The sequence below is a fragment of the Rhodococcus sp. BH4 genome (assembly GCF_002079265.1).
Taxonomy (GTDB): Bacteria; Actinomycetota; Actinomycetes; order Mycobacteriales; family Mycobacteriaceae; genus Rhodococcus_F; species Rhodococcus_F qingshengii.
On sequence record NZ_CP014941.1, the window covers coordinates 2,656,505 to 2,681,007 of the forward strand.

At 63.3% G+C, this 24,503-nt stretch carries 23 protein-coding genes; 18 read left to right on the forward strand and 5 right to left on the reverse strand.

The window, feature by feature from the left end; translation table 11 throughout:
• Nucleotides 1-2 precede the first annotated feature (2 nt).
• The 10 genes from mqo to A0W34_RS12430 all read left to right on the forward strand — a co-directional run bounded on the left by mqo (nt 3) and on the right by A0W34_RS12430 (nt 11,402).
• Nucleotides 3-1,541: a malate dehydrogenase (quinone) gene (gene mqo, locus A0W34_RS12385; RefSeq protein ID WP_003942820.1), complete on the forward strand. Its 1,539-nt coding sequence runs from the start codon at nt 3-5 to the stop codon at nt 1,539-1,541.
• An 11-nt stretch (nt 1,542-1,552) separates the two neighbouring features.
• Nucleotides 1,553-2,029, forward strand: a complete 477-nt coding sequence (locus A0W34_RS12390) for a GNAT family N-acetyltransferase (RefSeq protein ID WP_003942808.1) — start codon at nt 1,553-1,555, stop codon at nt 2,027-2,029.
• Between the two features lie 224 nt (nt 2,030-2,253).
• Entirely contained in the window at nt 2,254-4,215 is a 1,962-nt protein-coding gene (locus A0W34_RS12395) for a magnesium chelatase subunit D family protein (RefSeq protein WP_081558795.1), read from the forward strand.
• A 21-nt stretch (nt 4,216-4,236) separates the two neighbouring features.
• On the forward strand, nt 4,237-4,851 hold the full coding sequence (gene cobO, locus A0W34_RS12400) for a cob(I)yrinic acid a,c-diamide adenosyltransferase (protein ID WP_003942784.1): 615 nt from the start codon (nt 4,237-4,239) through the stop codon (nt 4,849-4,851).
• Nucleotides 4,845-6,221, forward strand: a complete 1,377-nt coding sequence (locus tag A0W34_RS12405) for a cobyrinate a,c-diamide synthase (RefSeq protein WP_081557744.1) — start codon at nt 4,845-4,847, stop codon at nt 6,219-6,221. Before cobO ends, A0W34_RS12405 begins: the two co-directional genes overlap by 7 nt.
• Nucleotides 6,222-6,234: 13 nt before the next feature.
• Nucleotides 6,235-6,618 carry a cobalamin biosynthesis protein gene (locus tag A0W34_RS12410; RefSeq protein ID WP_007734999.1) on the forward strand — a complete coding sequence of 128 codons (384 nt, stop codon included), beginning with the start codon at nt 6,235-6,237 and terminating at the stop codon, nt 6,616-6,618.
• Nucleotides 6,615-7,841 (forward strand): uroporphyrinogen-III C-methyltransferase, encoded by a 1,227-nt coding sequence (cobA, locus tag A0W34_RS12415; protein WP_007735001.1) that lies wholly within the window; start codon nt 6,615-6,617, stop codon nt 7,839-7,841. Before A0W34_RS12410 ends, cobA begins: the two co-directional genes overlap by 4 nt.
• 11 nt (nt 7,842-7,852) lie before the next feature.
• A complete protein-coding gene (locus tag A0W34_RS12420; protein WP_003942680.1) occupies nt 7,853-9,349 on the forward strand; it encodes an MFS transporter in 1,497 nt (498 codons plus the stop codon).
• 80 nt (nt 9,350-9,429) lie between these two features.
• A complete protein-coding gene (locus A0W34_RS12425) occupies nt 9,430-9,858 on the forward strand; it encodes a CBS domain-containing protein (protein WP_007735005.1) in 429 nt (142 codons plus the stop codon).
• Nucleotides 9,859-9,893: 35 nt separating this feature from the next.
• Nucleotides 9,894-11,402, forward strand: coding sequence for a protein adenylyltransferase SelO (locus tag A0W34_RS12430; RefSeq protein WP_198035694.1), 1,509 nt, complete (start codon nt 9,894-9,896; stop codon nt 11,400-11,402).
• Between the two features lie 12 nt (nt 11,403-11,414).
• Here the strand turns inward: A0W34_RS12430 and yaaA are convergent, their stop codons facing one another.
• Complete coding sequence (gene yaaA / locus A0W34_RS12435; RefSeq protein WP_081557746.1) at nt 11,415-12,158, reverse strand: peroxide stress protein YaaA; 744 nt, start codon at nt 12,156-12,158, stop codon at nt 11,415-11,417.
• A gap of 55 nt (nt 12,159-12,213) precedes the next feature.
• Here yaaA and A0W34_RS12440 point away from each other — a divergent pair, with 55 nt between their 5' ends.
• From A0W34_RS12440 to A0W34_RS12460, 5 genes are all read left to right on the forward strand, one after another.
• A complete protein-coding gene (locus tag A0W34_RS12440) occupies nt 12,214-13,959 on the forward strand; it encodes a proline--tRNA ligase (RefSeq protein WP_054188575.1) in 1,746 nt (581 codons plus the stop codon).
• A gap of 79 nt (nt 13,960-14,038) precedes the next feature.
• Entirely contained in the window at nt 14,039-14,710 is a 672-nt protein-coding gene (locus tag A0W34_RS12445) for an O-methyltransferase (RefSeq protein WP_081557747.1), read from the forward strand.
• Nucleotides 14,711-14,732: 22 nt separating this feature from the next.
• Entirely contained in the window at nt 14,733-15,392 is a 660-nt protein-coding gene (locus tag A0W34_RS12450; RefSeq protein WP_021343988.1) for a rhomboid-like protein, read from the forward strand.
• Between the two features lie 58 nt (nt 15,393-15,450).
• Nucleotides 15,451-17,181 (forward strand): acyl-CoA dehydrogenase family protein, encoded by a 1,731-nt coding sequence (locus tag A0W34_RS12455; protein ID WP_007735018.1) that lies wholly within the window; start codon nt 15,451-15,453, stop codon nt 17,179-17,181.
• Nucleotides 17,178-17,957, forward strand: coding sequence for a nuclear transport factor 2 family protein (locus A0W34_RS12460; RefSeq protein ID WP_081557748.1), 780 nt, complete (start codon nt 17,178-17,180; stop codon nt 17,955-17,957). Before A0W34_RS12455 ends, A0W34_RS12460 begins: the two co-directional genes overlap by 4 nt.
• A gap of 75 nt (nt 17,958-18,032) precedes the next feature.
• Here A0W34_RS12460 and A0W34_RS12465 read toward each other — a convergent pair whose 3' ends face one another.
• Nucleotides 18,033-18,458 carry a pyridoxamine 5'-phosphate oxidase family protein gene (locus A0W34_RS12465; RefSeq protein WP_003942732.1) on the reverse strand — a complete coding sequence of 142 codons (426 nt, stop codon included), beginning with the start codon at nt 18,456-18,458 and terminating at the stop codon, nt 18,033-18,035.
• A gap of 159 nt (nt 18,459-18,617) precedes the next feature.
• On the opposite strand from A0W34_RS12465, the gene A0W34_RS12470 reads away from it, so the two are divergent.
• Together A0W34_RS12470 and A0W34_RS12475 are read left to right on the forward strand one after the other, a co-directional pair.
• Nucleotides 18,618-19,913 carry an MFS transporter gene (locus A0W34_RS12470; protein WP_039973469.1) on the forward strand — a complete coding sequence of 432 codons (1,296 nt, stop codon included), beginning with the start codon at nt 18,618-18,620 and terminating at the stop codon, nt 19,911-19,913.
• Nucleotides 19,914-20,004: 91 nt separating this feature from the next.
• Complete coding sequence (locus A0W34_RS12475) at nt 20,005-20,961, forward strand: DMT family transporter (RefSeq protein ID WP_081558796.1); 957 nt, start codon at nt 20,005-20,007, stop codon at nt 20,959-20,961.
• On the opposite strand, the gene A0W34_RS12480 is transcribed toward A0W34_RS12475, so the two are convergent.
• The 3 genes from A0W34_RS12480 to A0W34_RS12490 all read right to left on the reverse strand — a co-directional run bounded on the left by A0W34_RS12480 (nt 20,923) and on the right by A0W34_RS12490 (nt 22,979).
• A complete protein-coding gene (locus tag A0W34_RS12480) occupies nt 20,923-21,756 on the reverse strand; it encodes an SDR family NAD(P)-dependent oxidoreductase (RefSeq protein WP_003942723.1) in 834 nt (277 codons plus the stop codon). The genes A0W34_RS12475 and A0W34_RS12480 overlap by 39 nt on opposite strands.
• Nucleotides 21,753-22,250 (reverse strand): nuclear transport factor 2 family protein, encoded by a 498-nt coding sequence (locus A0W34_RS12485; protein WP_081557749.1) that lies wholly within the window; start codon nt 22,248-22,250, stop codon nt 21,753-21,755. Before A0W34_RS12485 ends, A0W34_RS12480 begins: the two co-directional genes overlap by 4 nt.
• Before the next feature lie 93 nt (nt 22,251-22,343).
• A complete protein-coding gene (locus tag A0W34_RS12490) occupies nt 22,344-22,979 on the reverse strand; it encodes a TetR/AcrR family transcriptional regulator (RefSeq protein WP_003942694.1) in 636 nt (211 codons plus the stop codon).
• Between the two features lie 83 nt (nt 22,980-23,062).
• Here A0W34_RS12490 and A0W34_RS12495 point away from each other — a divergent pair, with 83 nt between their 5' ends.
• Nucleotides 23,063-24,487, forward strand: coding sequence for an MFS transporter (locus tag A0W34_RS12495; protein WP_081557750.1), 1,425 nt, complete (start codon nt 23,063-23,065; stop codon nt 24,485-24,487).
• The last annotated feature ends 16 nt before the right edge of the window (nt 24,488-24,503 follow it).

Sequence of the window (24,503 nt, forward strand, 5' to 3'; positions counted from 1 at the left end):
CAGTGTCGAATCAGAACGCGGTAGAGACGAAGACGGATGTAGTGCTCGTGGGCGCAGGCATCATGAGCGCCACGCTGGGTGCATTGCTGCGCCAGCTGCAGCCCGATTGGTCGATCTCGACCTTCGAGCGGCTCGATGCCGTCGCAGCCGAGAGCAGCGACCCCTGGAACAACGCGGGAACCGGTCACTCAGCCCTGTGTGAGCTCAATTACACACCTGAGAACTCGGACGGCACGGTCGACATCAAGAAGGCCGTCAACGTCAACGAGCAGTTCCAGGTGTCACGCCAGTTCTGGGCACACGCGGTAGAGCAGGGCGTCCTGACACAGCCCAAGGAATTCATCAACCCCATCGCGCACGTGAGCTTCGTTCACGGTGAGGCCAACGCCAAGTACCTCCGTGCTCGTTACGACGCACTTGCCGGCCACACGCTCTTCCGCGGTATGGAGTACATCGACGATCCGGCCGAGTTCAGCAAGCGTTTGCCGCTCATGGCCAAGGGACGCGACTTCTCCGATCCCATCGCCCTGAACTGGAGCCAGGACGGCACCGACGTCGATTTCGGAGCGCTCACCAAGCAGCTCATCGGCTACATCGGCAAGACCGGCGGCAAGATGTACTTCGGCCACGAGGTCACCAACCTGACCCAGAACTCGGACAAGTCCTGGACCGTCAAGGTCACCAACCGTCGCACCGGTGAAAAGCGCACCGTTCGCTCGCGCTTCGTGTTCGTCGGTGCCGGTGGCGGCGCCCTGCACCTGCTGCAGAAGTCGGGCATCAAGGAAGCCAAGGGCTTCGGTGGCTTCCCGGTCAGCGGTGCCTTCCTGCGATGCACCAACCCCGAACTCATCGACCAGCACAGCGCCAAGGTCTACGGCAAGGCTGCCGTCGGCGCCCCGCCCATGTCGGTGCCTCACCTGGACACCCGTGTCATCGGCAACAAGCCGGGTCTGCTGTTCGGTCCCTACGCTGGTTGGTCGCCGAAGTTCCTCAAGCAGGGTCGCGTCACGGACCTGCCCGGCTCGGTCAAGCCGAACAACATCCTCTCGATGCTCGGTGTCGGTGTCAGCGAGCTCGGCCTGGTCAAGTACCTGGTCAGCGAGCTTGCCAAGAACGAAGCCGGTCGCATCTGGGATCTGCGTGAGTTCGCGCCCAAGGCGCAGGCCCAGGACTGGGAACTCATCACCGCGGGCCAGCGCGTCCAGGTGATCCGCCGTGCCAAGGGCAAGGGTGGTGTCCTCGAATTCGGTACCGCTGTGGTCGCCGCTGAGGACGGTTCCATCGCCGGCCTGCTCGGTGCTTCGCCCGGTGCGTCCACGGCCGTCCCGGCGATGCTGGACGTACTCGAGCGCTGCTTCCCGACCGAGTTCCAGGGTTGGAAGGGCAAGCTCCGCGAGATGGTTCCGTCCATCGGCGTCAAGCTCACCGACAACGAAGGCCTGTTCAACCAGGTCTGGGATTGGTCCTCGAAGGTTCTCGAGCTCGATTCCGCCGGTGCTTCCGAATCGGCTCCGGTCGCGGATACCGCCGCGACTGTGTGATAGTCCAACCCATGACGGCAACAGCAGCTTTGAAGCGTTCATGGGCACTCGATCTCGACAACAAGACGTTCTACGAGTTGTTGAAGCTTCGAGTGGAGGTCTTTGTCGTCGAGCAGGCTTGCCCGTATCCCGAGTTGGACGGGCGGGACCTGCTGACGGAAACACGCCACTTTTGGCTCGAGCAGGACGGCCAGGTGGTGTGCACGCTCCGGCTGCTCGAAGAGCACGACGACGGAAACAAGAGCTTCCGAATCGGACGCCTGTGCACGTCGCGTCAGGCTCGCGGCCAGGGCCACACGACCCGCCTCCTGCAGGCCGCACTGGCCGAGGTCGGCGAAGCGCCGTGTCGGATCAACGCCCAGACCTACTTGGTCGAGATGTACGCCAAGCACGGATTCAAGGCTGACGGCGAAGAGTTCATCGAAGACGGCATCCCGCACACCCCGATGCGTCGTGGTGGGGGAGAGCCTTTCGTGGCCGTCAGCTAGTTTGTCGGAGAATTGACCCTGGTCGGCTCGTGGGAAAGCGAGCCGACTAGGGTTTTTTCGATACCGAATGTTCGCGGGGAAGTCCTGTTCGATCCAGGCGCGGTCCCGCCACTGTGAAAGATCTCTCCTCTACCGATAAACCGGGAGATCTCAGCCAGGTTGCCGCGACATTCGAGTGCAGCCAAATTCTCGGCGAGGAAACCGAGAGGTGGAGGGATATCGACGTGCGAAGTGAAGAAGATCGACCAGTGGCGGGCTTCCCGTTCAGTGCTGTGGTCGGCCAGGATCAATTGCGATTGGCGCTGATCCTGTGTGCGGTGCATCCAGGGATCGGCGGGGTCCTGGTTCGCGGTGAGAAGGGAACTGCCAAGTCGACGGTCGTGCGCGCGCTGACTGCGCTGCTGCCCGCGGTCGACGACGCCGGAACGACACGACCGGCCCGCTTGGTCGAACTGCCCGTGGGCGCCACCGAAGACCGGGTGATCGGTTCGATCGACTTGGAGAAGGTTCTGCGTGACGGTGAGCGCGCATTCCAACCTGGACTGCTCGCCGCCGCTCACCAGGGTGTTCTGTACGTCGACGAGGTGAATCTGCTTCACGACCACCTGGTCGACGTGCTTCTCGACGCCGCGGCGATGGGTCGGGTTCACATCGAGCGTGACGGCATCTCCCATTCGCATCCGGCCAAGTTCGTACTCGTCGGCACGATGAATCCCGAAGAGGGAGAACTGCGTCCGCAACTTCTGGACCGTTTCGGTCTGGCTGTCGACGTCGCCGCTTCCCGCGACGTCGACATTCGCATGGAAGTGGTGCGTCGCCGACTCGACTACGAGCGTGACCCCGATGCATTTGTCGCTCGGTACGTATCCGCCGATGAGGAGTTGGCGTCCGAAATCCTCACGGCGCGTGAGAAATTGGACTCGGTCAAGCTGAGCAACCGCGAACTGCGTCGTATCGCCTCGCTGTGTGCGTCGTTCGACGTCGACGGTATGCGCGCGGACTTGGTGCTGGCGCGCACCGCGACGGCCCACGCTGCCTGGCGCGGCGACAGTGAAGTCACTGCGGAAGACGTACGAGTAGCGGCGGAACTGACGCTGCCGCATCGCCGCCGCCGCGATCCGTTCGACGAGCCCGGCTTGGATCAGCAGCAGTTGGACGATGCGCTCGAGCAGGCTGATCAGGATGCTCAGTCGCAGGTAGAGGACGACGCGCGCGACGGAGAGCCCGAACCTCCCGAAAATCACGAAGACCGTGGCCCGGAAGATGGCGGCTCCGATGACGGCGGTCCCGGACACGAAGGGCCGGACGACGACGGGCCTGACGACGACGGCCCGGACGACCCTGACGGACCTGGTGGGGGAGTACGCGCCACCGATCGCCCCTCGGCTCCACCGGCCGGCGAATTCAAGGCCAAGCTCCTCGAAGTTCCGGGAGTCGGTGAAGGTGCACCGGGACGACGCTCGCGGTCCATGTCGTCCCGTGGACGAGTTGTGCGGTCCACGCGGGAGCGTGGGCACGGATTGCATCTGACGAGCACGGTCTTTGCCGCAGCCGAGTCTCAAGTTGCCCGTGGTCGCACTGCTGGACGGTTGCGGCTGGCACCCGCTGATCTCCGCGGCGCGATACGTGAAGGGCGAGAAGGCAATCTGATCGTCTTCGTTGTCGACGCGTCGGGGTCGATGGCAGCACGCGACCGCCTCTCCGCGGTCACCGGTGCGGTTGTCTCGTTGCTCCGCGACGCCTATCAGCGCCGCGACAAGGTCGCCGTCATCACCGTCCGTGGTCGTGAAGCGGAGCTCGTACTGCCGCCGACATCTTCGGTGGACATCGCTGTCCGTCGCTTGCAGTCGATGCGTACCGGCGGCAAATCCCCACTCGCAGAGGGATTCCTGCGTGCTCGCGAAGTGGTTCTGCGTGAACGACTTCGTGACCCGCAGCGTCGCGCCCTCGTCGTCACACTCACCGACGGCCGGGCTACCGGCGGCAAGGACGCGCTGCACCGCGCCCGCGTCGCCGCGCATCTTCTCGCCGACGCGTCCGTCGCGTCCATCGTCGTCGACTGCGAGACCGGCCTCGTGCGTCTGGGGCTGGCGGCCGAGTTGGCGCGAGAACTACGTGGCGGATACGTCCGCCTGGCCGAATTGTCAGCGCAGCAGGTCGCGGGTGTCGTCCGCGCCGCAGCCTAGATCCCAGCTCAGGAGTTCACGATGCCCAAGGGTGTTCCCGAGACAGTCCCCGACGACGGTCTGACCACGCGTCAGCGTCGTAACGCGCCGGTACTTGCCGTGCACACCGGCCCGGGAAAGGGTAAGTCCACCGCCGCTTTCGGCATGGCGCTGCGTGCCTGGAATCAGGGGTTCGACATCGGCGTGTTCCAGTTCGTGAAGAGTGCCAAGTGGAAGGTCGGAGAGGAAGCCGCGTTCCGCGCGCTCGGAAACCTGCACGACGAAACCGGCGTCGGTGGGCCGGTGCAGTGGCACAAGATGGGCGAAGGTTGGTCATGGACACGCAAGGCCGGTAGCGAGGAAGATCATGCTGCTGCCGCTGCGGAGGGTTGGCAGGAGATCGCGAGAAGGCTTGCGAGCGAGGAACATCGATTCTATGTCCTCGACGAGTTCACCTATCCGCTCAAGTGGGGCTGGGTCGACGTCGACGAGGTCGTGCAGACACTGCGCGATCGTCCGGGCAACCAGCACGTTGTCATCACGGGACGCGACGCCCCGCAGGCGTTGATCGACGCCGCCGACCTCGTGACCGAGATGACCAAGATCAAGCACCCGATGGATGCCGGCCGAAAGGGCCAACGGGGCATCGAATGGTAAGTCCTTCCACTCCGGCCGTGGTGATCGCTGCTCCTGCCTCGGGTAGCGGAAAGACCACGGTGGCAACGGGATTGATCGGCGCGCTGCGACGGTCCGGTAGCAGCGTTGCACCCTTCAAGGTGGGGCCGGACTACATCGACCCGGGTTATCACGGACTCGCGGCAGGGCGGCCCGGACGCAACCTCGACACTGTTCTGGTGGGCCCGGATCGCATCGGACCGCTCTACCGGCATGGAACCGCTGGTTGCGACATCGCCGTGGTCGAAGGCGTCATGGGTCTGTTCGACGGGAAGATCGACGAGGCAAACTCGCAGCCGTCGGCGGAGGGATCGACGGCGCAGGTCGCGTCGATCCTCGGTTCGCCGGTAGTCCTCGTGATCGACGCCCGTGGGCACAGTCAGAGTCTGGCCGCCGTACTCCACGGCTTCGCGACCTACGACGCAGGTGTGCGCATCGGCGGCGTCATTCTCAATCGCGTCGGGAGCGCTCGTCACGAGCAGGTGTTGCGTCATGCGTGCGACAAGGTCGGCGTCGCAGTGCTCGGAGTTGTGCCACGGTTGACGGAACTCGAAGTTCCCTCCCGGCACCTCGGCCTGATTCCGGCGGCCGAGCACGGCGCCGCCGCTGTGGCCGCAGTGGACGCGATGTCCGACTTGATTGCCTCGCACGTCGATCTGGGTGCTGTTCGCGCACTGGCCGCCTCGAACGTGAGTGCAGCTGCATGGGATCCGGTTGCCGAGGTCGGCGCCCACGCAGAGTCTCGGCCTGTGGTTGCCATGGCGGGTGGCCCTGCCTTCACCTTCGGCTATGCCGAGCACCGGGAGCTGTTGACTGCCGCCCGCGCGGACGTGCAGGTGTTCGACCCGTTGCGGGACGAGCTTCCTGCGGGAACTGCCGCTCTGGTCCTTCCCGGTGGCTTCCCGGAAGAACACGCGGTAGACCTTGCGGCCAATACCGTTCTGCTGCAGCAGGTTCGCGATCTGGCGGACGGCGGTGCACCGATCCATGCAGAGTGTGCGGGACTGCTCTACCTCGCTCGCAGCTTGGACGGTCACAGCATGGCCGGTGTGGTCGGAGTGGATGCGACGTTCGGGAAACGCCTGACCCTCGGGTACCGCGAAGCAGTCGCGATCAGCGACTCCAGCCTCTTCGAAGCAGGCTCCCGCGTCACCGGTCACGAGTTCCACCGAACGTCTCTCGTCTCGGCAGACGCGGACGGTTGCGGAAGTGCGTGGGGGTGGCGGCCCTGGGACGGCGGCAGTGTCCGCGAAGGATTTGTTCGCGGCGGCGTCCACGCGTCGTATCTCCACACTCATCCGGTGGGGCAGCCCGAATCGATCGCGAAGTTCGTCGATGCCGCACGGGGATGACCTCTGTATAGGCGTGGGATTCACGACGAGTGTCACCGCGAAGAACATCGTCGCTGCGGTGAAGGCTGTGCCCGCGGCGCAAGGGAAGATCGTGGTACTCGCCACTGTGGCGGCAAAAGCTGAGTCTTCGGCTCTTCTGACAGCGGCCCATGAACTGAACGTCCCGATTGTGAGTTTCGCCCCGGACGTACTTGCGCGAGTTCAAGTTCCGTCACCATCGCCTCGCGTCGAGAACGCCGTCGGAACGGCAAGCGTCGCGGAAGCGGCTGCGATCCTCGCGTCCGGGGGCGGCCGACTTGTGCTGGCCAAGACTGCCAGGGATGGAGTGACCGTGGCCGCGGCCCGTAAAGTTCCCTCCAGCTTGACCAATTCTGACAACGAAACGGAGTGCGAGTGAGCGAGTCCACCGCAGACGAGACCAACTACCTGGTCGGCCTCAACCTGACCGATCGACGCGTGGTCGTGTTCGGTGGCGGCACTGTGGCTCAGCGCCGACTCGGACTGCTGGTCGCCTCTGGTGCCCGCGTTCACGTCATCAGTCGCGCGTTCACTCCAGCCGTCGAAGGTATGGCCACTGCCGGTCAGATCACGGTCGAAGAGCGCCCGTACGCCGACGGCGACCTCGAAGGTGCGTGGTACGCCATCGCCTCGACCGACGAGCCGGAAACCAATGCGGCGATCGTCGCCGAAGCGGAGCGTCGCCACATCTTCTGCGTGCGCGCCGACAACGCGAAGCACGGCACCGCCGTCACTCCCGCCAGCGCCGAGTACGACGGTATGAGCATCGGAATTCTGGCGGGCGGCGATCACCGTCGTTCGGCAGCCGTCCGCACCGCCGTCGTCGAAGGTCTTCAGTCGGGCGTGCTCGCCGATACGGCCGAGCCTGCCGCTGCGGGTGTTGCTCTCGTCGGTGGTGGCCCCGGTGATCCCGATCTGATCACCGTGCGCGGACGCCGTTTGCTCGCCCGCGCCGACGTCGTCGTGGCCGACCGATTGGCTCCGCCGGAGTTGCTCGCCGAACTGGGTCCGGACGTAGAGGTGATCGACGCCGCGAAGATCCCGTACGGCCGTGCCATGGCTCAGGAGGCCATCAACGCCGCGCTGATCGACAACGCGAAGGCAGGCAAGTTCGTGGTCCGCCTCAAGGGCGGGGACCCGTACGTCTTCGGACGGGGATACGAAGAACTCGAAGCGTGTGCCGCTGCCGGCGTTCCGGTGACCGTAGTGCCCGGAATCACGAGCGCGATCTCGGTCCCGTCGGCCGCAGGCATCCCGGTCACCCACCGCGGCGTCACCCACGAGTTCGTCGTCGTCAGTGGGCACGTGGCTCCGGATCATCCGGATTCGCTGGTCGACTGGTCGGCGCTGGCCAAGTTGCGCGGCACGATCGTGCTGCTCATGGCGGTCGAGCGCATCGATCAGTTCGCGAAGGCACTCGTCGACGGTGGACGCCCGGCAACCACGCCGGTCACCGTCATCCAAGAGGGCACGCTGCGCACTCAGCGTGAACTTCGGGCCGATCTGGCGACCGTTGCTCAGCGCGTCAAGGACGAGGAGATCAAGCCTCCGGCGATCATCGTGATCGGGCCGGTCGCGGGCTTTTCCGTCGACGCTGGGTAACGTGAAGTCTTGTGTCTGATTCCCCAACATCTGAAACCGCTTCGGCGAATGCCCCGGTAGCGACTCGAGTCATCGGGCTCGCCATCATCGTCCTGAGTGGTTTGCAGATGATGGTGGTGCTCGACGGCACCGTCGCGAACCTCGCGCTGGCGCCATTGCAGGCAGACCTCGGGCTGAGCGACAGTGGTCGCAACTGGGTGTTGACCTCGTACGCGCTTGCGTTTGGTGGGCTCATGCTCCTCGGTGGTCGGCTCGGCGACGCGTTCGGACGCAAGAAGATGTTCATCGCGGGAGTCTCGCTGTTCACGGTGGCGTCGTTGCTCTGTGGACTCGCCCTGAACGAGGGCATGTTGATCGCAGCGCGGGCGCTTCAAGGTGTCGGCGCAGCCGTGGCGTCGCCCACTGCCTTCGCCCTTGTTGCCACGACTTTCGCCGCGGGTCCGGCTCGTAATCAGGCCATCGCGATTTTTGCCGCCATGACGGGCGTCGGATCGATCGCCGGTCTGATCATCGGCGGCGCATTGACCGAGGTGTCGTGGCGTCTGATCTTCCTCATCAACGTCCCGATCGGCATCGCGCTCGTCGGCATGGCGTTCCGCGCCCTTCGCGAGACGAATCAGACGCGTCTGGCTTTGGATGTCCCCGGCGCGATCCTCGCGACCCTCGGTTGTACCGGTGTTGTTTTTGCTCTCACCGAAGGCCCGGAAATGGGATGGGGGAGCATCGCCGTCATCGGTGCATTGGCGGCCGGATTGGTCGCCCTCGCCGCCTTCCTCTTTGTCGAGCGAACTGCAGACAACCCGCTCTTGCCCTTCTCGTTGTTCGCCGATCGCAACCGTGTCGCGACGTTCCTCGCCATCTTCTTCGTCGGTGGCGCGATGTTCAGCATGACGGCCTTCGTCGCACTGTTCGTGCAGGACATCATGCAGTATTCGCCGTTGCGTGCCGGTATCGCGTTCATTCCGTTCGCGTTCGGATTGGGCGCCGCCGCGTCGGTTGCTTCCAAGCTCGCCGTGAAGGTTCAACCCCGCTGGCTGGTCCTCACCGGCGTCGTGATCATGATCGTCGGACTCCTCTACGGCTCTACTCTCGATTCCGACTCCACCTACCTGGCCAACTTGTTCGTGCCCGTGATCGGGATCGGATTCGGTATCGGCCTCGCGATGGTGCCCTTGCCACTGTGCGCGATCGCCGGTGTCCCGGAGACCGAGATCGGCCCGCTGACCGCAATCTCCCAAGTTGCCCAGACGCTCGGTGGACCATTGGCGCTGTCGGTGATCGGTGCAATGGCGACGTCCAAGACGCTCTCGCTCGGCGGCACTTCGGGCAAGGCAGCGGACATGAATCCGGCGCAATTGATCGCACTCGGAGAGGGGTACACCTTCGCACTTGTGGGCTGCGCGGTCTGCGCCGTGTTCGCCGGTATCGCGGCGCTGTGCATCAGGTTCACACCTTCTCAGGTAGCCCAGGCTCAGGCTGCGGAGAAGGCAGCTCAGGGAATCGCCTGATCAGTCCTGTTTTTCCGCTTCGCTAGCCGATACGATCGTTGCAGGACGTGCCGAGAGTCTCGACGGATCGGGGTGCCGTGATGCGGATCGCGGACATATTGCGAAACAAGGGCAACAGCATCGTCACGATCGACGCCCACACGACGGTCAACGGGCTGCTGTGCGATCTTGCCCGCCACAACATCGGAGCCATGGTGGTGGTCGACGACGACGCGGTGGTCGGCATCATCTCCGAACGCGATGTCGTTCGACGCCTGCACGAGCGTGGCCCGGACCTTCTCGGGATCCAGGTTTCCGAGGTCATGACCGCTCTGATGTACACGTGCGTTCCGGCAGACGCGGTGGACAGCATTGCCGCGATCATGACCGAGCGTCGAATCCGGCATCTGCCGGTGATCGAGGACGGCAACCTCCTCGGCATCGTCAGTATCGGTGACGTGGTGAAGAGCCGCATCGACGAGCTCAAGAGCGAACGCGATCAGCTCGAGTCGTACATCGATCAGGGCTGATCGATAGGTTGTCGCACGGTGACTACTCTCGTGTGATGGCCGCATTCCAGGAATCCACAGCAGACACGGTCACCATCGTGGCCGGCCTCGAGAGCACGTTCGCCGACGAACTCGGCGCTCTGACGGTGCCGTGGCAAGGTGCTGCCGCCCCTGACCCGCAGTTGCTCGTGGTGAACAAGCAGCTGGCTGCGTCGTTGAGATTGGACGTAGCAGCGCTGCGAAGTGTGGACGGGATCGGCGTCCTGTCCGGCTCGACGGTGCCGGTCGGGGCCACGCCGGTGGCGATGGCGTATGCGGGTCATCAGTTCGGTGGGTACGCACCGATTCTCGGGGACGGTCGGGCGTTGTTGCTCGGAGAACTCGTCAGCAGTGACGGGCAGCGAGTGGACTTGCATCTGAAAGGCTCCGGGCGCACACCGTTCTCTCGGGGCGGCGACGGGTACGCGGTCGTAGGGCCGATGCTGCGTGAATATCTGGTCAGTGAGGCGATGTATGCCCTCGGTGTCCCCACTACGCGCGCGCTGTCGGTGGTGGCGACGGGCCGAGACGTTCGCCGCAACGGCGCAGAACCCGGTGCCGTGCTTGCACGGATCGCGTCGAGTCACCTACGCGTTGGGACCTTCGAGTTCGCGGCCCGGCAGGGCGAGGTCTTGCAGCCGCTCACCGACTACGCGATCGCCCGGCACTACCCGGAGCTGACCGAACTTCCGTCAACGGGTACACACAATCGCTATCTGAGGTTCCTCGAGGCGGTCGTCGAGGCGCAGGCGTCACTGGTGGCGAGGTGGATGCTCATCGGTTTCGTGCACGGGGTCATGAACACCGACAACACGACAATTTCGGGAGAGACCATCGATTACGGTCCGTGCGCCTTCCTCGACGCATTCGATCCGGCGGCAGTGTTCAGCTCGATCGACCACGGGGGCCGCTATGCGTTCGGCAATCAGCCCGCTGTACTGAAGTGGAATCTGGCGCGCTTGGCAGAAACACTGTTGCCGCTGATCGATTCCGCACCCGACAATGCGATTTCCGCGGCGTCGGCAGTTCTCGAGACCTTCGACGAGCGCTACGAGGGACACTATGCGGCCGGTCTCGCGGCAAAGATCGGTCTGGCCCAGCCGTTTGTCGATCGGGCGCTCGTCGACGATCTGCTGACGTTGTTGGCGGAACACGGAGCTGATTGGACAGGCAGTTTCCGCGCACTCGCGGACGAATTGCGCGGAAATTCGGCGCCTCTCGACCAACTCGTGCCACGGGAGCACATCGCGCCCTGGTTGCAGCGGTGGCAGGGAGCCCTGACCGAAAACGGACAAGGGGCCGCGGAGACCGCGAGCGCGATGGATCGCGTCAACCCGCTGTACATTCCGCGTAATCATCGGCTCGACGCTGCCCTGCGCGCCGCGACCGACGGCGACCTCGCTCCATTCGAGAAGCTGCTGGAGGTTGTCACGCATCCATTCGACCGACGCGACGAGTGGGCTGACTACACCGAGGCGGCTCCGCGGTCTTTCAGCGAGACGTTCCAAACCTTCTGCGGCACTTGACAGACGAAGCCATCAATCCGTCAGGATGATCAGTTCACGCTCCGACGCGATTTCCACCCGCAGGCCGGCCTTCGACGCCACCCGCGCGACACCCTTGATGTCGGTCGGTTCGGCGCGCGAGACCACCAGCGCACGGGCGAGCAGACCCTTGTGGTGCTTGTTGAAATGACTGACCACCGTGCGACTGCCGTCCGGCTTCTCGGTGAGGACCGTTGCGATCAAGGCGTCCGGAACAGGTCCGAGGTCTTGGTAGGTGCCGGATCGTAGATCGATGACAAGGCCGTCGGCTTCGGCGGCCAGGGCCTTCGGCAGCTCCGGCTTCCACAGCGAGCGCAGCGTCCCCATCCCCGGCAGCTTGGACCCGCCAGAGAGGCGGTAGGCGGGGATCAGATCTCCTGCGCGGACAGCACCGAACAGAGCGGAACCAATGGCGATCCGATCGAGCGCCTTCGCCTTCTGGGCGCGGGTGAACGACTTTGCGTCGAGGGCGTCGAAGAGCACGCCGGTGTAGCGCTGTAGTGCGGGCCGCGTCGCGGACACCCACAGCTTGGCATTGCGCTCCACTTCGTCTGCTTGCGTCGGGCCGAGCCCGAGCGCTGAGCACGACGCCTCGACGTCAGCGGCCAGATCGACCAGCGTCTGAACCAGCAATTCGCGCGTTTCGGTCAACTGGGGCATCGACAGTTCGGCCAGATCGAGGGGCGCATCCTTGCCGCCGTCGGACTTGGTTTCTGAGGGAGGCAGCAGTACAAGCACGCTGTAACCGTACCGAGGCCCGCTCGGCCGACTGCGGCGACTATCCTTACACCTCGTGATTACCCGTCTGTCCCACCTGTTCCTGCGTACCCTGCGTGACGATCCCTCGGACGCCGAAGTTGCCAGCCACAAACTGCTGGTTCGTGCCGGCTACGTGCGTCGTATCGCTCCAGGCGTCTACTCGTGGTTGCCGCTGGGATTGCGGGTGCTGCGCGAGGTAGAGCGTGTCGTCCGTGAAGAAATGAATGCAATTGGCGGACAGGAAATCCTGCTGCCTGCGCTGCTCCCGCGCGATCCCTACGAAGCGTCGAACCGCTGGACCGAGTACGGCCCCAACCTGTTCCGCCTCAAGGACCGCAAGGGCAACGACTACATGCTCGGCCCGACCCACGAGGAGCTCTTTGCTCTGACGGTCAAGGGTGAGTACAACTCCTACAAGGACTTCCCGGTCACCCTGTACCAGGTGCAGACCAAGTACCGCGACGAAGAGCGTCCGCGTGCCGGCATTCTGCGTGGCCGCGAGTTCCTCATGAAGGATTCCTACTCCTTCGACCTGACCGACGAAGGCCTGACGGAGTCGTACCAGGCGCATCGCGGCGCCTACGAGAAGATCTTCACGCGTCTGGGCGTCAAGTACGTCATCGTCTCGGCCACCTCCGGTGCGATGGGCGGCAGCGCGTCCGAGGAGTTCCTTGCCGAGAGCGAGATCGGCGAAGACACCTACGTCCGCTGCCTCGAATCCGGCTACGCCGCCAACGTCGAGGCCGTCAAGACTGTCGTTCCCGACTCGATTCCGTTTGACGGGCTGCCCGAAGCCAAGGTGTACGACACCGCGAACACACCCACCATCGACACCCTGGTGGACTGGGCGAACGGCGCTGATCTCGGCCGTACCGTGACCGCCGCCGACACTCTCAAGAACATCATGGTCAAGACCCGCCTGCCCGGCGGCGAATGGGAACTTCTCGGCATCGGCATCCCCGGCGACCGTGAGGTCGACGAAAAGCGCCTCGAGGCTTCGCTGGAGCCGGCCGAGTTCGTGATGATCACCGAGACCGACTTCAAGAACAACCCGTTCCTGGCCAAGGGTTATATCGGCCCGAAGGCGCTGCAGGCCAACGGAGTTCGCTACCTTGTCGACCCGCGCGTCGTCGACGGCACCAGCTGGATCACCGGCGCCGACGAAGACGGCAAGCACGTGGTCGGCCTCGTTGCCGGTCGCGACTTCACCCCTGACGGAACCATCGAAGCCGCCGAGGTTCGTGACGGCGACGCCTCTCCCGATGGAGCCGGCACGCTGGTCTCGGCTCGCGGTATCGAGATCGGGCACGTTTTCCAGCTCGGCCGCAAGTACACCGACGTCTTCACCGTCGACGTCCTCGCCGAGAACGGCAAGCCCGTCCGCCCGACCATGGGTTCGTACGGCGTCGGCGTCTCGCGTCTGGTGGCCGTCATTGCCGAGCAGCATCACGACGAAAAGGGCCTGCGCTGGCCTGCCGAGGTTTCACCGGCCGACGTCTACCTCGTCATCGCGAACAAGGACGAGACCGCGCGCGAAGGCGCCGAAGGCCTCGCCGCGCAACTCGACCGTGCCGGACTCGAAGTAATCCTCGACGACCGCAAGGCATCGCCGGGCGTGAAGTTCAAGGACTCCGAGCTGATCGGCGTTCCACTGATCGTTGTCGTCGGACGCGGTTGGGCCGACGGCAAGGTCGAAATTCGCGACCGCTTCACCGGCGAGAGCCGTGAGATCGACGCCGACTCGGCGATCGAGGAGATCATCAGCGCAGTTCGCGGCTGATTCGAATAGTCGTCTGGGCCGCCGCAGCCACCTTCCGAGGTGTCTGCGGCGGCCCTTCTTTTCTGCCACAATCGTGGCTATGGAACGCGAACCGGATTGGGCAGAAGTCGACGGTTACCTTGTCTCCACGTTGGTAGGTGAAGATCCGATTCTCGACGCGGCACTCGCCGCCAACTCCGAGGCCGGTCTCCCGCCCATCGACGTGGCGCCGAACCAGGGCAAGCTCCTCAATCTTCTGGCGCGAATGTGCCTGGCGCGCAATGTTCTCGAGATCGGAACGCTCGGCGGATACAGCACGATCTGGCTCGCTCGCGCGGTCGGCCCCTCGGGCCAGGTCATCACGCTGGAATTCGATCCCACCCATGCGGATGTCGCTCGGGCGAATATCGAGCGCGCCGGCTTGGCTGACCGTGTCGACGTCCGTGTCGGGGCCGCGCTCGACAGCCTCCCGTCGATCGCGAAGGAAGAGTTGGGACCTTTCGACTTGGTCTTCATCGACGCCGACAAGGAGAACAACACCGAGTACGTGCGGTGGGCGTTGGCCCTTTCGCATCCCGGAACCGTCATCATCGTGGACAACGTGGTGCGTGGGGGACATGTGTCCAACCCGGATATCGACGACGAGCGCGTCAAAGCGAGTCGAGCGGTGTTGGAGATGATCGCGGCCGAGCCGAAACTCGACGGCACCGCCATTCAAACCGTGGGTTCGAAGGGATGGGACGGGTTTGCCGTTGCAGTAGTGAACGAGTGAGCGCAGACTCGAAGCGGTGAGGATGCTGGGGGCAGCAAAGGCGGCATGGCGATGGGTGCGCAGTGCTCCCGGTACCTACGTCTGGTTGCTGGCCCTGCTGTTCACCACGCTCTTCCTTCGGCATCTGCCCGACAATGTCGAGGAGCGTTTTCTCGGCAAGCGCTCGACCAATCTGCATCACCTGGCCGAAGACCCGCTGCGAGTCCTGTTCTCGAGTGCCTTCTGGCTCGAAGGTGGCGGTTGGTTGGGATACCTGGTTCTCTTCACCATCTTTCATGCAACGGCTGAGCGTTGGCTCGGGACGTGGCGGTGGCTGTGTGTTGTCGTCATCGCCCACGTCGGAGCCACGTACATCAGCGAAGGTGTTCTGTACGAAGGTATTCGGCACGGATACGTGGCGGAGTCGGCGGTCAACACTCTCGACGTGGGTGTGAGCTACGGTCTGGCCGGCATCATGGGGATTCTGGTGTACCGCATCGTCGATCCGTGGCGATACGTCTATCTCGCGGGGCTGTTGCTCTTCTACGGTGTACCTCTGATTTTCGCCACCAATTTCACCGCCATCGGCCACATGTCTGCGTTGTTGCTCGGGTTGGCGTGCTACCCGATCACGCGTGCTCGGGCGGGCACGTGGAATCCGATGGACCTGTGGCATTCGCGAAGAATCGCAGGTCTTCCATGAATCGCACCGCGGAAAGTTACCCGCTGGTAGTTTAGCGTCATCGACGAAAGGTAATGACGTGTCTGGCACCGATGGATTGCTCTTCAACCCCCATACTTACGACCCCGCTCAGTTCGATCCGGAGACCCGCCGTTTGCTGCGAGCCACCATCGAATGGTTCGAGAGCCGCGGCAAGAAGCAACTTCTTCAGGACGACCTCGACGCCGTGTGGGTCTCCGACTTTCTCGAATTCGTCGGCAAGGAGAAGTTGTTCGCGACGTTCCAGACTCCGGCGGCATTCGCCGACGGTGACGAGAACCGTCGTTGGGACGGTGCCCGCAACGCAGCTCTGAGCGAGATCTTCGGTTTCTACGGGCTGGCGTACTGGTACGCCTGGCAGGTCACGATCCTCGGACTCGGACCGATCTGGATGAGTGACAACGACGCTGCGAAGAAGCGTGCAGCGCAGGAACTTGCCGACGGTGGTGTCATGGCGTTCGGGCTGTCCGAGCGCGACCACGGCGCCGACGTGTACTCCACCGACATGCTCCTCACTCCCACCGACGGCGACGTCGCCTTCCGCGCGAGCGGCGAGAAGTACTACATCGGAAACGGCAACGTAGCCGGAATGGTGTCTGTGTTCGGGCGTCGTACCGACGTCGAGGGCCCCGAAGGCTACGTGTTCTTTGTCGCCGACAGTGCACATCCGAACTATCAGCTAGTGGACAACGTCCTGCGCGGGCAGATGTATGTCAGCAATTTCCGCCTCGACGATTACCCGGTGCGCGAGGAAGACATTCTGCACACCGGCGTCGCCGCATTCGAGGCCGCGCTCAACACGGTCAACGTCGGAAAGTTCAACCTCTGCACCGGCTCCATCGGCATCACCGAGCATGCGTTCTTCGAGGCAATCACTCACGCGCAGAATCGAATTCTGTACGGCAATCCCGTCACGGATTTCGCCCACGTTCGCGCCGCCTTCGTCGACGCGTACTCACGTCTGATCGCGATGAAGCAGTTCAGTGCGCGGGCGGTCGACTACTTCCGCAGCGCCAGCCTCGAGGACCGTCGCTACCTGCTGTTCAATCCCATGACCAAGGCCAAGGTCACCTCGGAAGGTGAGAAGGTGGTCGGGTTGCTGCACGATGTGATCGCAGCCAAGGGATACGAGAAGTCCACGTACTTCCGCGAGGCAGCGCAGATGATCGGCACGCTGCCCAAGCTCGAGGGCACCGTCCACGTCAACGTCGGCCTGATTCTCAAGTTCTTGCCGAACTATCTGTTCAACTCGGCGCAGTTCCCGGAGATCGTCACGCGCGACGACGCCGCCGACGACGAGTTCTTCTGGAACCAGGGGCCTACCCGCGGCGCTGCGAAGATTCAGTTCCACGAGTGGAAGCCCGTCTACGAGAAGCACTCTTCGATTCCGAACGTCGCCCGTTTTTACGAGCAGGCGATCGCGCTCACCGAATTGCTCACTGCTGCAGCGCCGGACGCACAGCAGCAGAAGGATCTCGATTTCATGCTCAACGTCGGGCACCTGTTCTCTCTCGTCGTCTACGGTCATCTGATTCTCGAACAGGCCGAGATCAGCGGGCTCGACGCCGACGTTGTCGATCAGATCTTCGACTTCCAGATTCGTGACTTCTCGGGATACGCGATCGCACTGCACGGAAAGCCGTCGTCGACACCCGAGCAGCAGAAGTGGGCCCTGGCCGCGGTGCGGAAGCCTGTTGTCGACAGTGAACGCTTCGACCGGGTGTGGCAGCAGGTCAAGGCGTACGACGGTGCATACGAGATGCGCGCATGACCGCGCCGGTGACGCGCGAGCAGTTGATGGCCGTCGTGGAGGGATCCCCGAAAGCCGTCGGCGCGCATGACCGCTCGACCTGGGTGGCCCTGTTTGCCGGCGACGGACAGGTCAACGACCCTGTAGGTTCACGTCCGCACAACGGTCAGGCGGCGATCGAGAGTTTCTACGACACGTTCATCGCCCCCAATTCGATCACCTTCCATGTCGAGCGCGACATCGTGTGCGGCCGGACGGTGTGGCGCGATCTGGGCCTCGCTACCGAGATGTCGACCGGAGTCGTTCTCGACGTTCCGATGCACTTGCGCTACGACTTGGTGGGGGAGCCCGATTCCTTGCGGATCGGAACCCTCTACGCGCATTGGGAATTGGCGACGATGTTGAGCCAGCTCGCGACTGCTGGTGTGGCGGGGGTGAAGGCGGCCGCGAAGTTGACGCCGCAGTTGCTCTCGAACCAGGGGATCGGCGGGGCGCTCGGGTTCTCGCGCGGCATCTTCGGCGTCGGAGACAAAGGCAAGAAGGCAGCGTCGCGGTTCCTCGATGCGGCCGCTGTCGGCCGAACGCCGCCGGTACCCGTCGAGCTTCCGGCGGGGACGCAGTTGTCCAACGCTGATGTCAACGCTCTGCTCACCGGCGTGACGAAGAGCAAGATGCTGGTTGCCGGTCGCACCGTGACGGCGAGCGTCATCGTGTGCGGGGAACCGGCCATCGCATTATTCGGCTTCGAGGCGAGCGGTCATCGACTCAATCGGGTGCGTTTCTTCACCGAGAGCTGACATAGAGCCCTCCACATGCAGGTCAGGCTCGGCGCGCCACTCCGGCGCGCCGAGCCTTCGCTTTTCTGAGAATTGTCAGATCGCCCCGAGATCCGCAGACAGCCAGTGCTGCGGATTCATGTAGATCGCTACCTGTTCGCCCAACTGCGATCGCGCGAATTCGAGATACCCGTCGACCTTGTCCGGAGCCAGGTAACGCCGCGAGACTTCGACCAGCATCTCGTCGGTGCCCGGAACGATCTTGTCGACGGATCCGCTGACGCTGACGTAACGGATTGTCGGATCGAGCCTTTCGGCCATCAACGAGAAATGCCCGGCCGACTCGATGAGTCGTGCCTTTCGCGAATCCTTGCCCGTGAGGATCCATGGTTTGCCACCGGGTGAGTACAGGTACCAGATCGGGACGGTCAACGGACCGCGCTCGGTGCCGTCCGCCACGGACAGCGCCCCGATGTGGGGTTCGGCCAGGAACTGTTCACGCTCATTTTCGGAGAGTGCCATTCCTCGAGATTACCGCGACGTTTGACATGGCGTTGTGACTCCGTACACAATCGATGTGCTCATTATGAACAGGCGTTCGCAATGCGAACACGTTTCGATCCGAACTACTGGATCCCAACCGGTCGCGAACGCCCACAAGCAGTGAATGTCGAGGATCCGATGACCGCACCGCATACGCAGTCCAGTTCAATCACCGGTTCGCCTGGGGCGCGTGCCGCAATGTGGGTAGCACCGTTGTGTTGGATCGCTGTGCTTCTGGACGGATTCGACCTGGTCGTACTCGGCGCGGTCATTCCTTCGCTTCTCGACTACGACGCGTGGGGTTTGAGTACCGGCACGATCACGATGATCTCGACCTTCGGGCTCATCGGCATGACCATCGGCGCCCTCGTCATCGGCACTCTCACCGACGTCATCGGTCGACGCCGCGCGCTGCTGTACGCCGTTGCCGCATTCTCGATTCTGACTCTGTTGTGCGCAATTGCGCCCAATCCGTTCATCTTCGGGCTGCTGCGCTTCTTTGCCGGTGTGGGGCTGGGTGGCGCGCTACCGACGGCATTGGCTCTGGTCAACGAATTCTCGAAGAAACAAGGCGGTGGATCTGCGTCGACCATGCTGATGACCGGCTACCACGTCGGCGCCGTTGCCACCGCAGCGCTGGCGCTCGTCGTGATCGAACCTTTCGGTTGGCGAGCGATGTTCGTTGTCGGCGCACTTCCTGCCGTCGCCCTGATTCCACTCATGTTGCGGTATCTGCCGGAATCCCCGTCGTACCTTCTCGCTCACGGAAAGCGTGCCGAAGCCGAGGAAATCGCTGCCCGTTACGGAGTCGAACTCGAGATTGCGCCCACGTCCGAAGTTGAGCGCGCCGAAGCCGCCAATCCCGTTCGCGCACTGTTCTCTTCGAAGTTCCTGCGCAACAGCATCGCCATCTGGATCACCAGTTTCATGGGCTTGCTGCTCGTCTACGGATTGAACACGTGGCTTCCGACGATCATGCGTGAGGCCGGTTACAACCTCGGGGCGTCGTTGACGTTCCTTCTGATCCTCAATGCCGGCGCCGTCGTCGGACTCTTGATCGCCGGGGGCGTCGCGAACAAGATCGGCCCGCGGACTGCAGCCATCGTGTGGTTCGCCGGAGCTGCACTGTTCCTGGCGCTTTTGAGTGTGAAGGTGTCGTTCGGAATCTACGTGATGGTCTTCCTCGCCGGATGCTTCGTGTTCAGTGCGCAGGTACTGGTCTACGCCTTCACGAGCGCCAATCACCCACCTCAGATTCGCGCGACCGCGCTCGGATGGTCGGCAGGTGTCGGCCGGGTCGGTGCGATCTGTGGCCCGATCCTGGGCGGAGTCCTCCTGGGTGCGGGTTACGCCGTGCCGTGGGGCTTCTACGCTTTCGCGCTCGTCGGACTGCTCGGAGCAATTTCGATCTCCTGCACACGGGTGCGCACCTGAAATACCAGTTTTGCTGGTTGGCGTGCTACTGCTATCGTAAAACATGAGTATGAAGAGTAGCGCTATCGTCTCGCCGCAGGAACCGCTACCGATGCCATCGTCTCGATCCGGTTTGTGGTGGGGCTTGCTCGGTGTGCTGGCGTTCTCGTTCACCGTTCCGCTCACGAGGGTCGCCGTCGCGGATCTCGACCCCCTGTTCGTCGGTGCGGGCCGCGCTGTCGTTGCCGGGGCCCTTGCGATTGTGATGCTGTCGGTTACTCGCGCGACGCTTCCGACGCTTCGGCAGTGGTTGCGCATCGCACTCGTGACTGTTGGTGCGGTACTGGGGTTTTCACTGTTCACCACGTTTGCGTTGCAGACATCGCCGGCGAGTCACGCGGCAGTCGTGATCGGGCTACTTCCCGCTGCGACCGCGGTATTTGCGGTCGTCCGAGGAAAAGAGCGTCCCAGTAAGGGATTCTGGTGGGCAAGCGCCGCCGGCGCGGTATCGGTCGTAGGGTTCGTGGCGATTGCAAACGGCGGACTCGGCTCGTTTCATCTCGCTGATCTTCTTCTGTTCGCCGCGGTGGTGTGTGCAGCGCTGGCATATTCGGAAGGTGCGTTGCTGGCCCGCGAGATCGGGTCGTGGCAGACGATTGCCTGGGCATTGATTCTCGGACTGCCGGTCACGATTGCGTTGACGGTGGCGTCCATGGCCCAGGCTCCGGCCTCTGCCGATGTGAATTCGTGGCTTTCGTTTGCCTACCTGGGATGCGTGAGTATGTTTCTCGGGTTCTTTCCTTGGTACCGGGGTCTGGCGATCGGTCCCATTTCCACTGTGAGCCAAACACAGTTGGTTCAACCGGTGCTCAGCATTGCCTGGTCGGCGCTGATACTCGGTGAGACGTTGTCACCCTCGATCGTGGCCGGCGGTGTCGTCGTCATCGGGTGTGCCTGGCTTGCCCTGAAGGCGCGAGTGGCAGCGCCGCGTGCTGTGCCGGCACGCGACGCGACCACTGCTACTGATGAATCAGAAAAGCGGGCCGCCACCGAAGGCACTGCGGTGTGACGCCGGTTGTTTCCCGTTGGCGTCGGTGATTCCGTACTCGACGGCCGTCTCGGCGGTGATCAGTGTGTGACCGCTGCGCGCGTTCACTTCTGGATCGTTGGCCAATGCAGTGATGACTTGGCCGACGAATTCCGGGGTTTCGGCCTCGGCCAGTGAGAAGCCTTCGAAGCTCTCGATCCCACTCGCCTCCATCCGCTCGTTGCGGATCAACCCGAGCCAGAAGGAAAGTGCGGTGACGCCGGTCCCCTTCAATTCGACAGCCATGTCCGCGGCCATCTTGTCCAAACCTGCCTTCGACATCCCGTACAGCACAGAGTGCAGGTACCCGCGGGTGCCGAACGACGAGATGTTGCCGATCACTCCACTGCCCCGGGGAACCATCAACTTCGCCGCTTCCACCGAAGCAACGTAGTGGGCGCGCAGTCCGATTCCGATCAGCGAATCCCAATCGTCGATCGGCCTCTTCCAGAACGGATCGGCGAAGCCTGCATAACCCGCCGGGTTTGCCCAGACGTTGTTGACCAGAAGATCGAGGCGGCCTGACTGTTCCTCGGCGATGCGGGCAAACAGGTCGACGATCTGTTGATCGTCGGCGTGATCGCACTGCACGGCAATGCCGTGACCACCGCGCTCGGTGATCTCGGCTGCGGTGCGATCGAGTGGGCCGTCGTCGCCGACGGTTCCTCGGGCCGTCACGTACACCGTCCATCCGTCGCTTCCCAGCGCGAGGGCAATGCCCTTGCCGACGCTCCGGCTGGCACCGGTTACGAGCGCAACTTTTCCGTTCGTCGTCATCGCGGCCCACCCAACGAACCCTCGGCGATGTCAGCGTCCGGGGACAGGGGAGTGGTGATCGACCACGTCTCCGTGAAATGGCATTGACTCATTTTCCACATACCGTCCTCGATCACGTACTTGTCGTCGTATTCGCCGGTCATCAACTTCTCGGTGCGCCCGACGGTGTCGATCTGGCGGAACTGCAGAGCCCATCGCCCCACCGCCGACGTCTCCGAGGTCAGTGTGATGTCGGGATGCAATCCGTGATGCATGTCGAGGACCGCGTACCGGCCGTCGACCTTGCGAAGAGCGATCTTCTCGAAGATGTCCGCCATCGGCCCCGCGTCGTCGAAGGCGCCGAGGCGTCCGTAGTCGATCGACGCTCCGGAACGGATGAAGCTGTTGCGGAACCGAACTGGATCCTTGGCGTCACATGCTCGCCAGTAGCCGTGCTTGAGCTTCTTGATTTCCTCGATCTGTTCGAGCGCGTCGAGGCGTTGTGCGAGATCCAACGTCGGTCCTTTTCGTCTGGGTTTCCCGGAGACATGTCGGATCGACTGTAGGGTGTCCTCAGTCACATGTGTGTAGTTTTTCCCAGTGACCGGTCAGGAATCGGTGTCGGTTTCGCTCGAGGATTCGTCGCCGGTGAGCGTGATCGCAGTCGAGTCGCTGAAGACGCTGCCCCAGAGCTCGCCGAGGGCTGGATCTTCTTCGGCGTGTTCGGGCGCCATCATTGCGAGCAGATTGTTGATCAGCATCCCGTTCGCGATGAACAAACGCGCTTGCTCGGGCGTGCAACCGGTGCGCTCGCGCAGCAAGGTGTAGATGCCGGACATGGCGTTCCGGGAGACGGCGGCGACATCATCGGTGCTGGTGGCGAAGCCGTGCAACATGACAAGCAGTAGGTCTCGGTCGAGAACCAGCTCGCCGTAGGCGGATCCGAGTTCGGCCCAGAACTGCGGATTGCTCGGATCGATCGTGACCGTATCCAATTTGTCGTTGAAGGTGCGGACGATTTCGTCGAGCGCGCGCGTGAACACTGCGTGGAACAAATCTGCCTTGGTTCCGAACATGCGCACGACGTAGGGCTGCGAGACACCGGCTTCCTTGGCGACGGCGTCCGTACTGGTCCCCGAGTATCCACCCTTTGCGAATGCTCGCGTTGCCGCGGCAAGGACCAACGCGCGACGTTCCGGTGCGCTCATCCTGCGGGTACGTGGTTCAGCTGCACCGATCGACATGTTGACACGTTATCACCGGATAGCTTAGTTTCGACTTAAGTAATCATCCGATGCCTTAAGGCACCTTCACTCGAGGAATCACGATGACCGTTTTGACGAAGTCCGGATCGGACGCCGCATCCGGGTCGGAAAGCAGTGGAGGACGTAAGGTTCCGATCGCGATAGCGATGGTTGCTGCCTCTCTGCCCATGTTCATGGCCACCCTCGACAACCTCGTGATGACGAGCGCGCTGCCGGTGATCGAGAAGGAGCTGAATGCGTCCGTCGGGCAACTTCAGTGGTTCATGAATGCGTACACGCTCTGCTTTGCGACGCTGATGCTTTCGGCGACGACGCTCGGCGATCGGTGGGGGCGCCGCAAGATGTTCGTGTTCGGGATCGGGCTGTTCACGGCGGCGTCGATTGCTTCGGCGTTGTCGACGACACCAAGCCTGCTCATCGCGGCCCGAGCCTTTCAGGGCGCCGGCGCTGCCGCGATCATGCCGCTCTCACTCACTCTCCTCGTGGCAGCGGTACCGGAAGCCAAGCGTGCCATGGCAATCGGCGTGTGGGGTGGCGTCTCCGGCCTGGGGATCGCGATGGGTCCGGTGGTCGGTGGAGCGGTAGTCGACGGGTTCTCGTGGCAGGGGATCTTCTGGATCAACGTGCCGGTTGCGATCGTCGCTGTTCCTCTCGCGATGTATGCGTTGCGTGAATCGACCGGTCGCACACAACCTCTCGACCTTCCCGGTGTCGCACTCGCCGGACTCGGTGTGTTCCTGGCGGTGTGGGGGATCGTTCACGGCAACGACGACGGCTGGGGATCGCTTGGAGTAGTTGCGTCGTTGGTCGGTTCCGCAGTCGCGTTGGCACTGTTCGTTTTTCGCGAGATGAAGACCTCGCATCCGGTCATGCCCCTACGTCTGTTCCGCTCACGCAGCTTCTCGATGGCGAACGTCATCGGCTTGACCTTCTCGATCGGAATCTTCGGGGCGGTGTTCCTGCTCTCGCAGTACCTCCAGATCGTGATGGGCTACAGCCCGTTCCAAGCAGGCCTGCGGACGCTTCCGTGGACGGCAGCGCCGATGATCTTCGCGCCTCTCGCCGGTTTTCTGGCGCCGAAGGTCGGGCTCCGTTCGCTTCTGCTGACCGGTCTGTTGCTCCAGGCCGGAGCACTGTTCTGGTTGGCAGCGTTGATCGGTCCCGACGTGACGTACGGGTCGCTGGTTCCGGCTCTACTGATGGCGGGAACCGGTATGGGCCTGACCTTCGCGCCGAGCTCGACGGCGGTACTCGTCGACATGGACGAGCCTGATCACGGAACGGCCAGTTCGACCAACTCGACGCTTCGTGAGATCGGTGTTGCATTGGGAATCGCGGTTCTCACTGCGGTCTTCCTTGCCGCCGGCGGTGCCCTCACGCCACTCGGTTACGGAGATGCGCTGACACCTGCACTGCGCGTCGGCGGTTGCTTCGTATTGGTTGCGGTTGTCGCGGCGTGGTTCGTGCCCTCGCATCGCAAGGCCTGAGCCGCTGTGCGCCTTT